The sequence below is a fragment of the Streptomyces sp. NPDC051963 genome (assembly GCF_044593495.1).
Taxonomy (GTDB): domain Bacteria; phylum Actinomycetota; class Actinomycetes; order Streptomycetales; family Streptomycetaceae; genus Streptomyces.
On record NZ_JBIUCC010000001.1, the window covers coordinates 1,351,511 to 1,368,532 of the forward strand.

At 70.7% G+C, this 17,022-nt stretch carries 17 protein-coding genes and 1 riboswitch; of the genes, 6 read left to right on the forward strand and 11 right to left on the reverse strand.

The features are described 5' to 3' along the window. Positions 1-48 precede the first annotated feature (48 nt). From ACIHFB_RS05795 to ACIHFB_RS05825, 7 genes are all read right to left on the reverse strand, one after another. On the reverse strand, positions 49-678 hold the full coding sequence (locus ACIHFB_RS05795) for a YigZ family protein (RefSeq protein WP_400125418.1): 630 nt from the start codon (positions 676-678) through the stop codon (positions 49-51). Positions 679-748: 70 nt separating this feature from the next. Beyond that, entirely contained in the window at positions 749-1,288 is a 540-nt protein-coding gene (locus ACIHFB_RS05800; protein ID WP_365270616.1) for a histidine phosphatase family protein, read from the reverse strand. Next, on the reverse strand, positions 1,285-2,001 hold the full coding sequence (locus ACIHFB_RS05805) for a hypothetical protein (RefSeq protein WP_400125421.1): 717 nt from the start codon (positions 1,999-2,001) through the stop codon (positions 1,285-1,287). Before ACIHFB_RS05805 ends, ACIHFB_RS05800 begins: the two co-directional genes overlap by 4 nt. A gap of 174 nt (positions 2,002-2,175) precedes the next feature. Further along, positions 2,176-2,988: an ABC transporter ATP-binding protein gene (locus ACIHFB_RS05810; protein WP_400125423.1), complete on the reverse strand. Its 813-nt coding sequence runs from the start codon at positions 2,986-2,988 to the stop codon at positions 2,176-2,178. Beyond that, positions 2,985-3,998: a FecCD family ABC transporter permease gene (locus ACIHFB_RS05815; protein WP_400125424.1), complete on the reverse strand. Its 1,014-nt coding sequence runs from the start codon at positions 3,996-3,998 to the stop codon at positions 2,985-2,987. Before ACIHFB_RS05815 ends, ACIHFB_RS05810 begins: the two co-directional genes overlap by 4 nt. Continuing rightward, complete coding sequence (locus ACIHFB_RS05820; protein ID WP_400125425.1) at positions 3,995-5,014, reverse strand: ABC transporter substrate-binding protein; 1,020 nt, start codon at positions 5,012-5,014, stop codon at positions 3,995-3,997. The genes ACIHFB_RS05815 and ACIHFB_RS05820 overlap by 4 nt, the downstream gene beginning before the upstream one ends. Before the next feature lie 69 nt (positions 5,015-5,083). Beyond that, positions 5,084-5,269, reverse strand: a riboswitch (cobalamin riboswitch). Positions 5,270-5,341: 72 nt separating this feature from the next. Next, positions 5,342-5,758, reverse strand: a complete 417-nt coding sequence (locus tag ACIHFB_RS05825) for a nuclear transport factor 2 family protein (RefSeq protein WP_365270626.1) — start codon at positions 5,756-5,758, stop codon at positions 5,342-5,344. Positions 5,759-5,988: 230 nt separating this feature from the next. Here ACIHFB_RS05825 and ACIHFB_RS05830 point away from each other — a divergent pair, with 230 nt between their 5' ends. Together ACIHFB_RS05830 and ACIHFB_RS05835 are read left to right on the forward strand one after the other, a co-directional pair. Further along, positions 5,989-7,410: an MFS transporter gene (locus ACIHFB_RS05830; protein WP_400125428.1), complete on the forward strand. Its 1,422-nt coding sequence runs from the start codon at positions 5,989-5,991 to the stop codon at positions 7,408-7,410. 35 nt (positions 7,411-7,445) lie between these two features. Beyond that, on the forward strand, positions 7,446-8,042 hold the full coding sequence (locus ACIHFB_RS05835) for a cysteine hydrolase family protein (protein WP_400125429.1): 597 nt from the start codon (positions 7,446-7,448) through the stop codon (positions 8,040-8,042). 10 nt (positions 8,043-8,052) lie between these two features. Here the strand turns inward: ACIHFB_RS05835 and ACIHFB_RS05840 are convergent, their stop codons facing one another. Continuing rightward, on the reverse strand, positions 8,053-8,502 hold the full coding sequence (locus tag ACIHFB_RS05840) for a MarR family transcriptional regulator (RefSeq protein WP_365270632.1): 450 nt from the start codon (positions 8,500-8,502) through the stop codon (positions 8,053-8,055). A gap of 106 nt (positions 8,503-8,608) precedes the next feature. Here ACIHFB_RS05840 and ACIHFB_RS05845 point away from each other — a divergent pair, with 106 nt between their 5' ends. Further along, positions 8,609-11,482, forward strand: a complete 2,874-nt coding sequence (locus tag ACIHFB_RS05845; protein ID WP_400125431.1) for a LuxR C-terminal-related transcriptional regulator — start codon at positions 8,609-8,611, stop codon at positions 11,480-11,482. Between the two features lie 22 nt (positions 11,483-11,504). Here ACIHFB_RS05845 and ACIHFB_RS05850 read toward each other — a convergent pair whose 3' ends face one another. Next, entirely contained in the window at positions 11,505-11,909 is a 405-nt protein-coding gene (locus ACIHFB_RS05850) for a WhiB family transcriptional regulator (RefSeq protein WP_365270638.1), read from the reverse strand. A gap of 231 nt (positions 11,910-12,140) precedes the next feature. Here ACIHFB_RS05850 and ACIHFB_RS05855 point away from each other — a divergent pair, with 231 nt between their 5' ends. Together ACIHFB_RS05855 and ACIHFB_RS05860 are read left to right on the forward strand one after the other, a co-directional pair. Continuing rightward, entirely contained in the window at positions 12,141-13,019 is an 879-nt protein-coding gene (locus ACIHFB_RS05855) for an LLM class F420-dependent oxidoreductase (protein WP_400125434.1), read from the forward strand. A 69-nt stretch (positions 13,020-13,088) separates the two neighbouring features. Next, positions 13,089-14,618, forward strand: coding sequence for a GMC family oxidoreductase (locus ACIHFB_RS05860; RefSeq protein WP_400125436.1), 1,530 nt, complete (start codon positions 13,089-13,091; stop codon positions 14,616-14,618). Between the two features lie 19 nt (positions 14,619-14,637). Here the strand turns inward: ACIHFB_RS05860 and ACIHFB_RS05865 are convergent, their stop codons facing one another. Continuing rightward, positions 14,638-15,276: a TetR/AcrR family transcriptional regulator gene (locus tag ACIHFB_RS05865; protein WP_365270647.1), complete on the reverse strand. Its 639-nt coding sequence runs from the start codon at positions 15,274-15,276 to the stop codon at positions 14,638-14,640. Between the two features lie 57 nt (positions 15,277-15,333). Here ACIHFB_RS05865 and ACIHFB_RS05870 point away from each other — a divergent pair, with 57 nt between their 5' ends. Next, a complete protein-coding gene (locus ACIHFB_RS05870) occupies positions 15,334-15,801 on the forward strand; it encodes a nuclear transport factor 2 family protein (RefSeq protein ID WP_365270650.1) in 468 nt (155 codons plus the stop codon). 3 nt (positions 15,802-15,804) lie between these two features. Here ACIHFB_RS05870 and ACIHFB_RS05875 read toward each other — a convergent pair whose 3' ends face one another. Beyond that, positions 15,805-17,016, reverse strand: a complete 1,212-nt coding sequence (locus ACIHFB_RS05875; RefSeq protein ID WP_400125437.1) for a low temperature requirement protein A — start codon at positions 17,014-17,016, stop codon at positions 15,805-15,807. Positions 17,017-17,022 lie beyond the last annotated feature (6 nt).

A 17,022-nucleotide genomic window follows, 5' to 3' on the forward strand; every position in this document is an offset into this window, starting at 1 on the left:
TCATGACCGCACATGGGCTTGCCCGTTATGCACTTCTTGCCGGTTCCGTCAGGCGTCCCCGTACGCTTCCCCGCCCGGTTCGAACCCGGCCGTGCCCGCGGTGACGTCGGCCAGCCAGGCGCGGAACGCGTCCACGTCGGCGTCCGGCAGCCCGATCTCGATCGTGACCGCCTCTGCTCCGTAGCGCACGTCCCGTACCTCGCGTCCGGTGGTGTGCAGGTCGTTCTGGACCTTGCCCGCGCGCTGGTGGTCGACGGTCACCGTGGCGAGGCGGAAGCGCCTGCGGGTGAGCGTGCCGAGGGTGTCCAGGGCCTCGCCCACCGCACCACCGTACGCCCTGATGAGGCCGCCCGCGCCGAGCTTGACGCCGCCGTAGTAGCGGGTGACGACGGCGACGACGTACCGCATGTCGCGGCGCAGCAGCATCTGGAGCATGGGGACGCCCGCGGTGCCGCCGGGTTCGCCGTCGTCGCTCGCCTTCTGGACCGCGGCGTCGGCGCCGATGACGTAGGCGTAGCAGTTGTGGGTGGCGTCCGCGTGCTCCTTGCGGACGGCCGCGACGATGTCCTGGGCCTCCTGCTCGGTGGCCGCCGGCGCCAGTGAACAGATGAAGCGGGAGCGGTTCACCTCGATCTCGTGCACGCCCGCGCGGGCCACTGTGCGGTACTCGTCCTGCATCGGGCCAGCCTATGTGCAGGGCACGCGCGCGTGGACAACTACTTCCTCCTGCCGCTCCATCTTCCTGCCGCTATTTCTTGCCGCGCGGCACCGTCACCGACGTCAGCAGAGCCGCGCCCGGGGCGAGGGCACGCCAGGCGCTGCCGTGCCAGGCCAGGACGGCGATCGCCGAGGTCGGGAACTTCACGCGGACCTTGTCCAGCGAGTCGTCGAGGCTGTCCCCGGCGAGCGCCAGGACCAGTTCCTCGAGGCCGGGGTTGTGCCCGATCAGCAGCAGCGTCTCGACCTCGGCGGACACGGCGTGCACGGCGGCGAGCAGGTCGGGGACGTCGGCCGCGTACAGCGTCGGATCGTGGCGCACCGGTGGCGGAGTCCCCCACTGGGCGGAGGCGAGCTCCCAGGTCTGCCGGGCGCGGACGGCGGTGGAGCACAGTGCCAGGTCCGGCAGACAGTCGGTCTCGGCGAGCGCGACACCCGCGGCGGGCGCGTCCCGGCGGCCGCGGGGTGCGAGCGGGCGTTCGTGGTCGGCGACGCTGTCCGGCCAGGCGGACTTGGCATGCCGCAGGACGACCAGTCGGCGCAGCGGGCCGGTTCCGAAGCGCGCGTTCATGCCGGGGCCCCCAGATCGCGCGTGAGCTCGAGACCGAGCAGCCGGTCGGCGTAGGCGTACGTCTCGAAGCGGGCACCGTCGGGGACGTCGGACTCGGACTCCACCCACCGCAGGGTCGCCAGTACCTCGGGGACATCGAGATCGTCCTCCCAGGCGGTGCGGAGTCGTCCGCGCACCTCGTCGGGGACGGGCCGCGACGGCCGGTGGGCCCAGGCGGCGACGGCTCGCCGCCAGCGCATGAGTGTCTCGTTCGCCTCGGCGAGACCGGCCTCGTCGAGCCGCACCTGCTCGGTGCGCGGACGGCACAGCAGCGCCAGCCGCAGCACCGCGGGGTCGGTGGCTTCGGGTGCCGACGGGTCGACGGGCGCTACGGCGACGCGCACACCGTCGGGTGCGCTGCCGCCCTCGGGCACCACATGGATGACCTGTGCCTCGCCCAGCCCCGGGCCGGCGTCCCGGCTGTTCTCGAAGGGCCGGATACCGAGCGCCGCGGCGCGCGCACTCAGGTCGGCCGTCTCCCGCTCGCCGGTCAGCAGCGCCCAGACCGGTGTGCCCCCGAGTTCCAGGGCGCGGACGAGCAGATCCGCGACGAGCAGCACCCGCAGGGCGGTCGGGTCGAAGCCCGGCGGATGCACCTCGACACGGGTCAGCCCCCGTCGGACGGGAGCGGCCTCGACATGGTCGCCGGTACGGGCGTCGGTGATGCGCAGCACGGGCTGAGCGTAGGCGGACGGACGGCCGTGCGCAGGGATCCGGCGCCAAATCCGGACACAATGGCGGGAATCAGTAGTGCGCGCGAATCGGCCGGGCGCGGCCCACTGCTGGTGCCGGGTCATCCGCCACCCCCTGCGGTAGGGGCTGTTCCGACCGTACGCCCGAACGGGCGTTCATGTCAGCGTCCCCAGAAACCGCACGTGGGGCCGCCGGTCCGGCCCCTCGGAGCTGACGGCGGCCCGGACGCCGTACACGTCGGCGATCAGGGCCTCGGTCAGTACGTCGGCGGGGGCACCGCGGGCCACGACACGGCCGGTGCTCAGCACGACGACCTGGTCGCAGTACATCGCGGCGAGGTTGAGGTCGTGCAGGGCGACGACTGTGGTGACCGGGAGTCCGGTGACCAGGTCGAGCAGGCCGAGCTGGTGGTGGATGTCGAGGTGGTTGGTGGGTTCGTCCAGGAGGAGTTCGCGGGGTTCCTGGGCGAGCGCCCGGGCGATCTGCACCCGCTGGCGCTCGCCGCCCGACAGGGTGTGCCAGGGCTGTCCGGCGTGGTCGGTGAGTCCGGTGCGTTCCAGGGCGGCGCGCACGGCCCGCTCGTCGTCCGCGGTGGTGGGCGTCCAGGCCCGGCGATGCGGCACCCGCCCCAGTCGTACGACATCGAGGACCGTCAACTCGATCTGCGTGTCGGCCTGTTGCTCGACCACTGCGAGCCGGCGGGCGACGGTACGGCGGGACAGCTCTGCCAGTGGACCGCCGTCCAGCGTGACCACCCCGGCCGTCGGCGCGAGCAGCCCGGCGAGCAGCCGCAGCAGGGTGGACTTGCCGGAGCCGTTGGGGCCGAGGACGCCGACGGTGGTGCCGGGTTCGGGCGCGAGGTCGACGCCGTCGAGGATGAGGCGTCCGTCGGCCCGGCGGCCGACCCGGTCGGCGCGGAGGCCCTCGGCTCCGCGGACACAGGGCTCGGCGCGCATGTCCCCGGTCATCGCACCCTCCGCGTCCGATACAGCACCAGCACGAACGCCGGCACCCCGATCAGCGAGGTCACGACACCCACCGGCACCTCCTGCGGGTCGAGGACGGTGCGGGCCAGCGTGTCGACCCACACCAGGAACACGGCACCGGTCAGCGCGGTGACCGGCAGCAGCCGGGCGTGGCCCGGGCCGGTCAGGGCGCGGGCGGCGTGCGGCAGGACCAGGCCGACGAAGCCGATGGCGCCGGCCGAGGCCACCAACGCCGCCGTGAGGAGGGCCGTGACGCACAGGAGCACCAGCCGGGTGCGGGCCACGGACACCCCGAGGGCGGCGGCCGCGTCCCGCCCGAAGGCGAAGGCGTCGAGGGTGCGGGCGTACGAAAGGCTCACCACCAGGGCGACGGCGAGCACCGCGAAGCACATCCAGACGTCCGTCCAGCCCGCGCCGCCGAGGGAGCCGAGCAGCCAGAAGAGCACGCCCCGGGTGGTCTCGGCGTCGGCGGCGGTCAGCACCACGAACGAGGTCAGCGCCGAGAACAGCTGCATCGCGGCGACGCCCGCGAGGACGACCCGGTCCGTGGTGCCGCCGAGGGTGTGGCTGAGCAGCAGCACCAGTGCGAACGACACCAGGGCGCCCGCGAACGCGCCCGCGGACACGGACACCGCGCCGCCTCCCACGCCGAGGACCACCACGAGCACCGCTCCCGTGGACGCGCCCGAGGACACTCCGAGGACGAACGGGTCGGCGAGCGGATTGCGCAGCAGTGACTGCATCACCGCACCGCACACGGCGAGCCCCGCCCCGCAGACGGCCGCGAGCAACGTACGGGGCAGCCGGAGCTGCCAGACGATGCCGTCCCGGATCGGGCTCAGGTCCGAGGTGCCGACGCCGAGGTGGGCCACGACACTCGCCCATACGTCGCCGACCCGGATGTCGGCCGGACCGATGGTGATCGCGACGGCGAGGGAGGCACACAGCAGAAGGGCTCCCGCCGCGCCCAGGGAGAGCGTGCGCAGACTCACCTGGCGAGCCCGAACTCGCGCAGGCCCGCCGCGACCCGTTCCACGCCCTCGATCGTCCGGATGGTCGGGTTCATCGCCTGCCCGCTGAGCAGGACGTACCGCTTGTGCTTGACCGCGTCCATGTTCCTGGTGACCGGGTCGGACTCCAGGAAGGCGATCTTCTTCGCCGCCGACTCGGCGGTCTGCGACTTGCGCGTGAGGTCGCCGATGACGAGCACGTCAGGGTTGCGGTCGGCGACGGTCTCCCAGTTGATCTGGGGCCACTCCTCGTGCGAGTCGTCGAAGACGTTCTTCGCGCCGAACGCCCGCGTGATGATGCCGGGCGCGCCACAGCAACCCGCCATGTACGGCGACTCGGAGTTGGCGAACCAGTACAGGAGCGTCACGTCCGAGCCCTCCACGCCCGAAGTGGCCTCGGCCATGCGCTTCTTGAGGGAGGCGACCAGCTGCTCGCCCCGCTCCTTCACACCGAACACGGCGGCCAGGTCACGGATTTCGCCGTACACGGCGTCGATGCCGAGCGGCTTGCTGCGCGCACCGTCACCCCCGCCGGAGTTGTCCTTGCCCGCGCAGTCCGACGGCGAGACATAGGTCGGCACACCGAGCTTCTCGAACTGGTCCCGGGTGGCCACGCCGCCCTTGCCCAGGGTGGAGACGAAGGAGGCGGCGACGAAGTCGGGGTCGGCGTCCAGGACCCGTTCGAAGGAGGGGTTGTTGTCGGCGATCCGCTCCACCTCGCCGTTCGCCTTCTCCAGCCCCTTCATCACCGGGTCGGTCCAGGTGGCGGTGCCCGCCATCCGGTCGGCGAGGCCGAGCGAGAGCATGATCTCGGTGGTGCCCTGGTTGAGGGAGACGGCGCGCTTCGGCGGTGACTCGACGCCGACCGTCCGGCCGCAGTTGTCGAAGGTGGCTGCCGCCTTGGAGCCGTCGGTCGTGCCGCTGTCAGCGCAGCCGGCCAGGAGCAGGGATCCGGCCGCGAGCAGGGTGGCGCGACGGGCAAGACACGGGAAGGGCACGGGAGTCGGTCCTCAGTCGTCGAGGGCTCGAACGCGGAGCCCGGTCGTACGGTGCTCCCCCGCCGTACGCCGACCGCGGAGGCCGCCAGCAGGTCTTCGGACTCGGGTTCCTCCGGTCGGGGCGCCTTCCCAGACGTCGTCGCGTCCAGTGGCAGAGGCCCCGCCCGTCACCCTCACCGCTGCGCGTCAGCTCCGGATTCGCACCGGATTCCCTGACCCACGTACATGGGTTCGACTGGCCTCGGCAAGCTATCACGCAGGCAGAACGGAAAACCCAGCGAATCGGCCCGGAGCTCGATTCGCTGGGCCTGGCCCGCGCTTGTGAGGCTAGAAGGACGCGCCGCTCAGCGCCTTGGTGAACGCCTCCGGATTCCAGTACTCGCGGTACGAGACGATGAGGCCGTCCTTGAACGTCACGAAAGTGGCGTAACTCATCTCGTAGGGGTTCCCGTTGGCGAGGACTCGACCCGTGACACTCCAGTCCGCGACCGCCACGTTCGGGTCGTCGGTGGCGTAGATACGCAGCGACGTGATCCGGTGCACGTCGATGAGGTCGGGGTAGCCACGCAGGTACTCGTAGGCAGCTGTCCGGCCCTCCAGCCGGACCGGGCTGCCCGCGGGCGCGAAGGGGAACTCAAGGACGACATGCTCGTCGCACAGCTCCGTCCAGCCCTTCATGTCCTTGGCGAGGAAAGTGTCCAGGCTGCGCCGCAGCATGTCCGCGGAAGTAAGGGTTTCACTCATTGTTCGTTCCCATCATGAAATTCGGAACAGACCCACCGACAGCGCACCTGCGCCCTGCGGGTTCGGTACCGAAAACCGTACGTTAGCTTGCTTGCTTCGGCAAGTATGTAGCGACACCAGAGATAGGCAGGTGGCCTGCTATAATTTGTCAGGCAACCTGCTCAAAGTGCTGCCACGCCTCCCCCGGCGCAGCACCAGGACAGCGGAGACGGGAAGCGAGGAGCAGCGCCTTGGAAAGCACCGCGAGGGTCACCGTGCGGCAGGGCACGGCTCCGTCGGACAAGCCCTTCGGGCCGACCTTCGTCACCCCGCTGTACATGGGCGCCGTGCTCAACCCGATCAACAGCTCGGTGATCGCGCCCGCCCTGGTCACCATCGCGGCCGCCATGCACACCTCCGTCGGCGGTACCGCGATCCTGATCTCGAGCCTGTATCTGACCAGCGCGATAGCGCAGCCCGCGGCCGGGCGGCTCGCGGAGGAGTTCGGGCCCAGGCGCGTGTTCTTCGTCGGGATCCTCCTCGTACTCGTCGGAGGTGTCCTCGGCGCGGTCGCCCGTGACCTGCCGTCTCTGGTCACGGCCCGCGTTCTCATCGGAGCGGGCACGTCCGCCGGATATCCGTCCGCGATGCTGCTGATCCGGCGGCGGGCCCGGGCAGCCGGCTTGCAGGCACCGCCCGGCAGTGTCCTGGGCGGACTGGCGATCGCGGGAGCCGCCACCGTGGCCGTCGGCCCTGCCATCGGTGGCCTGCTCGTGGGATGGCTCGGCTGGCAGACGGCCTTCTGGATCAACGTCCCCTTCGCGGTTGCCGCCTTCGCCATGGCTGCGGCCTGGATCCCCAAGGATCCCGACCGCGTGCGCGGCCGCTCGGCGCGCGACCTCGTCTCCCGTATCGACGTGGCCGGCATCGTGGGTTTCGGCGCGGCGCTCACCGCGTTGCTGGTGTTCCTGTCCGCACTGCCGGACCCCGACTGGACGGCCCTGTGCATATCCGTCGCGGCCGCCGCCGCCCTCGTCGGCTGGGAACTGCGCGCCGCCAACCCCTTCCTGAACGTCCGTCTGCTCGCCTCGAACCTCGCGCTCACCCGCACCTACGTACGCAACGGCCTTACGCTCCTCGGCACTTACGTGATCCTCTACGGGCTCACCCAGTGGCTCGAAGCGGCCCGCGGACTCTCCGCCTACCAGGCAGGTCTGGTCCTCATCCCGATGGGTGCCCTGTCGGCCCTCTCCGCCCGTGTCGTATCGCGGCGCGCCCGCGTCCGGGCGCCGCTGGTCGTCTCGGCGCTGCTCCTGCTCGTGGGAGCCGTCGCCACGCTGTTCCTGGACAGCGGCAGCCCCGTGATCGCGGTGACAGCGGTCACGGCGGTGTTCGGCCTCACCTCCGGGGCGAGCAACGTGGCGAACCAGACGGTCCTGTACAAGGAAGCGCCCCCCGAGAGCGTCGGCACCGCCTCAGGACTCCTGCGTACCTTCGGCTACATCGGCTCCATCGCCTCGGCGGCCATCACCGGCACCGCCTTCCGCACCCACGTCGACGACACCGGCCTTCAGCACATCTCCTGGGCGCTGGTCGGTATCGCTGCCCTTGTACTCGTCATGACGGTCTCGGACCGCCACCTGGCGAGAACGGACCGGCAACCAGCTCACTGACACCCCATCCCGCAACAACCCGGAAAGACCAGGTCATGACCACCAACACCCCTCACCTCGACCCCTCCCGCACCGCCCTGCTCCTCATGGACTTCCAGTCGGCGATCATCGCCTCGCTCCCCGACACCGACCAGCCGCTCTCCCGCGCACAGGCGTCCCTGTCCTGGGCCCGGTCCCACGACGTCCAGGTCGTTTATGTCCGCGTCGCCTTCACTGCCGAGGACTTCGCCGCCGTTCCCGCCCAGAACAAGTCGTTCGCCCCCCTCGCCCAGAGCGGCTTCCTCGTCGACGGCAGCCCCGAGGCCGCACTGCACGAGTCGTTCGACGTGCAGGAGCGGGACATCACCGTGCGCAAGATCCGTATCAGCGCCTTCGCAAGCGCCACCGACCTGCGCACCACCCTTCGCGAGCGGGGCATCGACACGCTCGTCCTCGCCGGACTGTCCACCAGCGGAGTGGTGCTGACGACCCTTCGACAGGCCGCCGACGACGACTTCCGGCTCTACGTCCTCAAGGACGCGACCGGCGACCCCGACCCCGAGGTCCACCGCGTTCTGACCGAGAAGGTCTTCCCCCATCAGGCCTACGTCATCGACACCGACGAACTCGGGACGCTGACCAAGACGGCCTGAGGGTCTGCGGTCAACGCTTGCTGTCAGCGATTCGGTTCATGATCGCCGCGGCGTCGAGCAGGGTCTCGCGCTCGTCCGCGCTCAGGTGCGCCGCAATCGCTCCGCCGAGCCAGCTCACCCGGGCGGCCGGGATCGTTTCGATCAGTGTCCGGCCCTCGGGTGTCGCGTGGATGAGTGTCTTGCGGCCGTCGCCGGGATCCTTGCTCTTGGTGATCAGGCCTCCGCTGCGCAGAGCGGCGAGCGTCTCGGCCATCGACTGACGGCGCACATACTCGGCCTGTGCCAGCTCGGTGGCCGTGACAGCACCCTCCTCGACGATCCGGTGCAGAGTGGTCAGCTGCGACCAGGTCCACCGCAAGTCACCCGGCGCGGACTCGGTGCGCAGCCGTGCCCGCAGCCGGGTCATCGCCTTCATCAACTCGGCAGCGGCCTCGGCTTCGGGCTCGGGGGCACTCGTCATCCGCCAACCCTACCCAGCGCGCAGGCCGCCTGCCGTTACGTGCCCCCGTTGCAGCCTTTGACAACTATTTGCGTCGTCAAGCACATAAGTAGTCTATATTCGGACCGTGACCACCTCCGACAGGCGCCGCCCGGCCGAGGGGCCGAGGCCATCACGGTCAGGCGGGGCAAACCTTCCGGGGCGTACGGCCGAGCTGGAGCTGATCGACTCCTTGCTCACCGGAGACGGCCCGGTCGGCTCCGGCCTCCTGCTGCGCGGCGAACCCGGGGTGGGAAAGACCGCGCTTCTGGACGCCGCCGGCGCACGGGCCGCGAACCTCGGAATGCGCGTCCTGCGCGCCTCCGGCACCGAGTTCGAGGCCGGGATCGCCTTCTCGGCGCTGCACCAGATGCTCTACCCGTTGCGGCATGACGTCGATCGGCTGACCGATCCCCACCGGGACGCTCTCCACCAGGTTTTCGGTCTCACACAGGTACCGGTACCGGACCCGTTGGTGTCCACGGCGGTGCTCGCTCTCCTGGAACGGATCACCGCCGAGCACACCGTGCTGATGATCGCCGACGACGTGGCGTGGCTCGACCGGGCCAGCGCCGCCGTCCTGGGATTCGTCGTACGGCGCATCGCCGACGCCCCGGTCGTCTTCCTTGCCGCGGCCCGGACAGGCGCCGAGGCCCTCTTCGACCAGGCCCGGCTGCCCGAGCACCCGGTCGAGCCGCTCGACGCGAGATCGGCGGCCGACGTGCTGGACTCGCATTCGCCGGCCCTTGCACCCGGAGTGCGCCGACGGCTGCTGGCCGAAGCGGTGGGCAATCCGCTCGCGCTACGGGAGTTGCCCACCGCGCTCACCGACCGACAGCGTTCCGGCAAGGAACCGCTGCCCGCGCGACTGCCTCTGTCGGGGCGGCTGGAGTCCGCCTTCGTCGCGCCGATCGCGGAACTGCCCGCGCCGACCCGCAAGCTCCTGCTGCTGGCGGCGCTGAACGGCGACGCCGGTCTGCCCATGCTGCGGACCGCCGCACCGGGGACCGCCGACGTCGACGACCTCGCCCCGGCCGAACGGGCCGGCCTGGTACACACCCACGCGATCACCGGTCGCGTGACGTTCCGCCACCCGCTGATCGCGTCGGCCACCGTGCACATGACCCCGCCGCCCGAACGCCGGGCCGCGCACAAGGCTTTGGCCGCCGCCCTGACCGACGCCCCCGAGCGCCGCGCGTGGCATCTCGCGGAGGCGGCCACCGCACCGGACGAGCCGGTGGCACGGGCGCTGGACGAAGCGGCGCTGGCCGCGTGGCGGCGCGGCGCACTGCCCGCTCCCGACCCGCACGCACCGGACGGGACGGGCGTCTCGGACCGTCGGCGCGTCGCCACGTCCGCCGCGGTGACGGCGCTCATGCGTGCCGGTGAACTCAGTCCGCACCCGGTCGACCGGTCCCGCCGCCTGGTCGAGGCCGCCTTCCTCGCCACCATGACGGGCCAACTCGACCAGGTGAACCGGCTGTTGGCCGACGCCGGACAGGCTCCCGACACCCCGACCGGCCTGGTCTTCGCCGCCACGGCCCACCTCCTCACCAGTGACGAGGGCGATGTCGACGCCGCCTACCGGCTGCTGGCCCGAGCGCTCGATGTCGTCACCGACACGTCCCAGAACGACCATTGGGACCACCTCGGGATCCTCTACGCCCTGCTGCTGGTCAGCCTCTACACCCTCAGGCCCGAGCCGTGGGAGCTGCTCGCCTCCGCCATGGACCGCTTCCCCGCGCAGGCCGTCACCACATTCCGGCTGTGCTACGACGCGTACGTGGACCCCTCCCGCAAGTCCGACGCGATCCGCGAGGGCCTCGCCGACGCGTTCGCCGGTCTGCCCACCGACGCGGCGCCCTGGCAGCTCATCCCGCTGGCGTTCGCCGCCGTCGCCATGGACTCGCTGGTCGAGTACCGGTACCTGCTCAACCGGATGATCGAACGAGAACGCGACGGCGGCGCGATCGCCATGGTGATTCCCGCGCTGATGCTGCTCTGCCACGACTCCTACGTCCACGGACAGTGGGACGAGGCGGAGAAGCTCGCACAGGAGGGGCTGGACCTGGCGGTGTCCTACGGCTACCACTTCTGGGAACGCCAGGTTCGCGCCCTGCTGGCCTCGGGCGCGGCGCTGCGCGGCGACGCGGATCTCGCCCGTGCCCGTAGCGAGGAGATCACGACCTGGGCGGCACCGCGCGGCATGGACGTGACGGAGGGGTACGCCCGGTCGGCACGCAATCTCGCGGCCATCGGACAGGGCGACTACGAGGAGGCCCTCTTCCAGGCGGCGCGGATCGACCCGCCCGGTGCCCCCAGCCCCGGCGTCCCGGGCCGTTGGGTGGTCCTCGACCTCGTGGAGGCAGCGGTCCGCACCGACCGCATCGAAGACGCCCGGGCCCACGTCCGCGCCGCCCAGGAGGCGGGCATTGCGCGTATCGGGCCGCGCACGGCGCTGATCACCGCCGGGGCCGCCGCCCTCGCCGCCGACGACGGGGAAGCCGGCGCCTTGTTCGAGGCCGCCCTGGCCCTCCCGGGAGCCGCCCGCTGGCCCTGGGAGCACGCACGCGTCCAGTTCACCTACGGCCAGTGGCTCCGGCGTACACAGGACATGGCCGGTGCCCGTCTGCAACTGGGCGCGGCCCTGGAGACGTTCGAGCGGATCGGCGCCGCGATGATGGCACAACGCGCTGCCGCCGAACTACGGGCCACCGGCGTCTCCTTCACCCCGTCGGACACGGCGACGGACCCCCTGACCACTCAGGAGCGGCAGATCGCCGAGCTGGCGGCCACCGGCCTGAGCAACAAGCAGATCGGCGAGCGGCTCTTCCTGTCGCACCGCACGGTCGGCTCCCATCTGTACCGCGTGTATCCCAAGCTGGGCATCACGTCGCGCGCCGCCCTTCGTCGCGCGCTGGAGGCGGTGGTCGCCTCCGACGAGGACGACCGGCTGCCTTAGCGCAATGCGGCGGCCGACCCGGTCATCCGGCCTCTCGTACTTCACGACCACGGCCGAGGGCAGGTCGAGGCGCCGCCATGTCCTCGCCCGACTCGTCGACGCCTTCGGTCAGTTCATCGTCCACGGCATCTCGCCGGAGGAGCGGAGTCACGGCGCTTGGGCGTGGGGCTTGTTGCAGCGTCCGGCGCTCGCCCTCGGACAAGGCGCCCCAGACTCCGTACGGTTCACGACTGCTCAACGCGGTCCAGGCGCAGGCTTCGAGCACGCTGCAACGCCTGCACACTTGCCGGGCCTTCTCCTCCCGCGCCTGCTTCTCGGCGCCGCGTTCACCGTGCGGCGAGAAGAAGACAGCACTGTCCATGCCACGGCAGAGCGCATGCTGCTGCCAGTCCCAGTACGTGAGCAGGGGGCGGTGTCGGTTGATCATGCTGGTCCCTCCCGGAGTCAGCGGTCCGGTTGTGGACCCAGCGTCGCCGCCGGGAAATGTCACGTCATCAGTCGTCTGACTGCACAGCAGGCCACACCCCGCACTGGATGCGGCCACACGTGCGGCCTGTCTGGGTCTCTCGCGGCTTTTTCCTTGCTTGACAAAGCATGTAGCAACCCAGGCATACTCGATGCAGATTCGGTCCAGCGGTTCGCACCACGGAAGGCCCGCATGAACCTCGGCGTCGCCATCGCGGATTTCACCCAGCCCGGAGGCCCGGCAGGCATCGCACGTCACGTGAGCCGCCTCGCCCGCACCGCGGAGGAGCTCGGCTTCACCCGTATCGCCGTCATGGACCACCTCTTCCAGATCGGGATCGTCGGCGCCTCCGAGCAGGAGATGCTGGAGGCGTACACCACCCTGGGCTACCTGGCGGCGGCCACCGAACGCGCGGAGCTGCTCGCCCTGGTGACCTCGGTCGGCTACCGCGAACCCGGACTGCTGGCCAAGATGATCACCACGCTCGACGTCCTGTCCGAGGGCCGCGCCGCCCTGGGCATCGGCGTAGGAGCGGGCTTCAACGTCGCCGAGGCACGCGGACTCGGCCTGCCCTTCCCGCCGGTCGCCGAGCGGTTCGAGCGACTGGAGGAAACGCTGCGCATCTGCCTACAGATCTGGGGCGACGACGAAAAGCCCTTCGACGGCCGGTACTACCGACTCGAGCGCACACTCAACTCCCCCACCACGGTACGGCGACCCCGACCGCCGATCCTGATCGGCGGATCCGGCGAGCGGAAAACCCTGCGGCTCGTCGCGCAGTACGCGGACGCCTGCAACCTCTTCCACGGCCCCGACCTACGGCACAAACTCGACGTACTCCGTCGACACTGCGATCACGTCGGGCGCGACTACGACGAGATCGAGAAGACGGTCCTGCTCCCCCTCGATCCCGGCGCACGGGGTGAGAACCTCCGGGCCCTGCTCGCGGAACTGCGCCGACTGGATCACATCGGTATCGACCACGTCATCGGACCGATCCGCGGAGCCGATCAGCATGCCGCCCTGCAACTGCTGGGCGAGCGCCTCGTACCGGAAGCACTGCGCATCTGACCGCACACACCCCACGGTCGACGATCACTCTTTTATTTGCTTGCTGAAGCACATGAATAGGAGACGCAGATGAACACCACCAGCGAACGCCCCGGACACGGCGCCGATGTCGTCATCATCGGCGGAGGTTCCGCCGGCGCCGCGCTCGCCGCCAGGATCAGCGAAGATCCACGGCGTACGGTCCTGCTGATCGAGGCGGGACCGGACTACCCCGCCACCCGGGTCCCCGAAGGGCTGCTGGCCCCCCACGTCCTGGCCGACCCCGACCACGACTGGGGCTACACCGCACGTGCCACTGACCGCGCCCCCAACATCCCCGCCCCGCGCGGCCGGACCATGGGCGGCAGTTCCTCGGTGAACGCGGGTGCGGCGATCCGGGCCCGCGCCGCGGACTTCGCCGCCTGGGGAGATCGCTACGGGATCAAGGGGTGGTCGTACGAGGAAGTCCTCCCGGTCTTCAGGGACATGGAGAACACACCGGGCGGCGACGACGCCCACCACGGCCGCACCGGCCCCTTTCCCATCCGGCAGTGGACGTACGAGGAACTCACGTCTCCGCTGCGGGCGTTCGTGGACAGCGCGGCGGACCTGGGGTTCCGGCGGAACGACGACTTCAACGGCGCCCGGCAGGACGGCACCGGCGGCTACCCGGTCAACATCGTCGACGGTGTACGCCAGAACACCGCCCTGGTGTACCTGACGCCGGAGGTGCGGCGCCGCCCCAATCTGGAAGTGCTCAGCGACATCACGATCGACAGGGTGCTCATCGAGGACGGCGTGGCGCGAGGCGTCGTGAGCGCGTCGGGCATGATCTTCCGGGCCGCCGAGGTGGTGCTGTCCGCGGGCAGTTACGGCAGTCCGGCCATCCTGCTGCGCTCCGGTGTCGGCCCCGCCGAGGATCTGCGGGAGCTCGGGATCGACGTGGTCGCCGACCTCCCGGTCGGCCGGCGGCTACAGGATCACCCGTTCTTCCACTCGCTGTTCGCCCTCACGCCCGAGCACCAGACGATGACGTCCGCCTTCCAGGCCCATCTGTGGCTCGCCTCGCGCGACGCGCACGACGGCGACCTCGATCTCAGCGTCGTCGCCACCCATCTGCCGGACGGCTCCTTCAGCCCCACCGGCGGGGCGATCCTCCTCGCCGCGGCCGTCACCCGGCCGGAGTCGCGCGGCACGGTGCGGCTGGCCAGTCCCGATCCCCACGAAGCTCCGGTCATCGACAACAACTACCTCGCGACGGCCAGGGACCGCAGTCGCATGCTGGAGGGCGTGAAGCTCGTACGCCGGCTGGCGAGCAACCCGCCCTTCGCCGAAGCGGTGGTCGCCGAACTCGTTCCGGGTGACGCCGTACGGAGCGATGTGGAGCTGGGGGCGGCGATCACGACTGGAATCGCCACCTACGGGCACCCGACCTCGACCGTGCCCATGGGAGGGCCTGGGGACGAGTGGGCAGTCGTCGACGAGTCGGGGGCCGTGAAGGGGCTGGCGGGTCTGCGGGTGGCCGACGCCTCGATCATGCCCGAGGTCCCGTCCACCGTGACCAACACGACGACCATCATGATCGCGGAGCACATCGCACGTCGGGTGTACGGGAGTTGACCGGACTCGGCGCCGGCTCCTACGGACGATCGGACGTGTCCGTGGAGTCGGCGTCGACCGCCCACCAGGCGGGAGCGCTCGCCACGGCCGCGTCGACCAGGTCGTCCTTCGTGGCCGACGGGTCGTTCAGCCATGCCCTGATGGCACCTGCGAAGCCGTGGGCCATGAACTGCGCGATCAGCTCACGGTTGGCCTCGGGCAACCCCGGGTGGTGACCACGGGCCATGAACCCCAGGGCGTAGTCGCTGAAGTGGCGTATGAGCGCCTCGTACACCCCGCTGTCCGCCGGATCCTCGATGGCGTGCCGGTACACCGCCATGAACCGCTCGACATGGTCGGCCACCTCCGTCGTGGCCAGGCGCAGCAGTGCGCGGGCCGAGTATCCGCCCTGTGCGCGCCGCTCCTCCTCCAGCCGGTGACCTCGCTCCAGGTCTGCGTAGAGCACCTGGATGAGCAGGTCCAGCGGCGTGCTGTAGCGGTTGTAGAACGTCGCGCGGGTGACCCCGGCGCGCTCGGCCAGCTCGGCGACGGTGATCTGGGAGACGGGCCGCTGGGCGGCCAGTTCCACGATGGCCTGCTCGAAGGCCAGGGTCGTACGGGTGATGCGCGGATCGATCCGGGCGTTCAGTGTTCTGCCCTCCCTGCGGTCACGTTGCACTCTGCCATGAGCGGTGATTTTATACATCTGTAAAATAGTGTGCCGGAAGGAGCCGCCATGGCCTCGCACACCTCGCTCCCGCCGCAGGAAGCCGCCGACCGGTTGGCGATCCGCGAGCTGATCGACGCCTACGCGCACTGCGCGGACCGGCGGGACGCCAAGGGCCAGATGGCCCTGTTCACCGAGGACACCCGTTTCCTGGTGTTCATGGACGCGACCGCGGCGGAGCCGACACAGGAACTGCACGGCCGTGACTCGCTCGCCCCGGTGTTCGACAACCTCAACGTCTACCGGGCCACCACGCACTTCAACGGCCAGAGCACGATCACCCTGGACGGGAGCCGCGCCACGGGCGAGAGCTACTGCCTGGCGCACCACCTCTCGGTCGACGAGTCCGGCGGGCGCAGCCTCATGATCGCGTCGATCCGCTACCTCGACGAATTCACCAAGCAGGACGGCGACTGGTACTTCGCCGAGCGCCGCCTGATGGTCGACTGGACCGAGGCCCGCGCCTCCGCGCCCTGAGCGTCACAGGTCGGCCGTCTCCTCCCGCGACAGCCGCAGGGCCACGGCGAGTCCCCACGGGATGCCGAGGAGGACGACGAGCGCGAGGCCGAGCAGCAGTGGCGCGGGACGTGCGGCGCCGAGGGCCACGGCCGCGAGAGCCACGGCGACGCAGGTGCGGGCCAGCGGCCGGTACAGGTCGCGGTCCGGGTCCCATGAGCGCAGGGAGGTCGCAAGGACCGTCGTGGTGCAGAGCACGACGGCCACTCCCCCGCAGAGCACCCAGGCCGTGGCGGCGGGGGTCCGGCTGTCGTGGGCGTGCTCGACGAGGCCCACCATCGCGGCGCCCATGGCGGCCACCGCGGCCGTGAGCGGCAAGTGCACCAGCATCCACTGGACGGTGCTCGCGCGGGTGGGCTTCGACTGCCGGTGTCCGACGAAGTCGAAGTACGTCCACCACGCGCCGAAGCCGACGACGACGGCGACCAGTCCGACGGCGAGCGTGAGTGCGTTGGTCGGCTCGTGGGCCAGTCCGTTGACCACTCCGGTCACGGTCTCGCCGAGCACGATGATGATGAACAGCCCGAACCGTTCGGTGAGGGCGTCGGTCACGCTGAGCGCGACCGTCTGCACCGGAGTGGCCGTACCGACCATGACCGCGAACCCGACCAGGTAGGCGACGGCCAGGAGGCCCCAGGTCAGCACGCGGACGTCGGCGGACAGGGCGGCGCTCGCGGCGAGCACGAGCGCGCAGAGGGCCGTCCCGGTCACGAACAGCGCGCTGGGACGGCGGAATTCGGGGCTGTCACCCCGGGCGGCCAGCAGCCACAGCACCGCCAGCACCGCGAACAGCACCCCCGCGTCCACGGCGAAGGCGACTCCGCGTGCACCGCCCGCCTCGGGGATGAACGCGCCCAGCGGCACGAGCACCAGGATCTGGAGGAGGAACATGCTCCGGCCGCGGGCATCGTCGTGCCCGTGCAGTTCGTGGTGGAGGCTGCCGTTGAACCAGGCGATCCACACCAGCGCGAACACCGCGGCGAACTCACCCAGACCGCGCCAGGTGAGGTGCTCGGCGAAGTGGTGGGCGGCCTGGGCGACCAGGACGACCACGACCAGGTCGTAGAAGAGTTCCAGTGGCCCGACGACCCGCTCGCGAGGCTGCTCGCCGTGTGCGCGCGGGGGCCGCCACAGCTGACGGCGCAGCCGGGTCCACTGCTCGTGTCGTGAGGTCATGCCGCG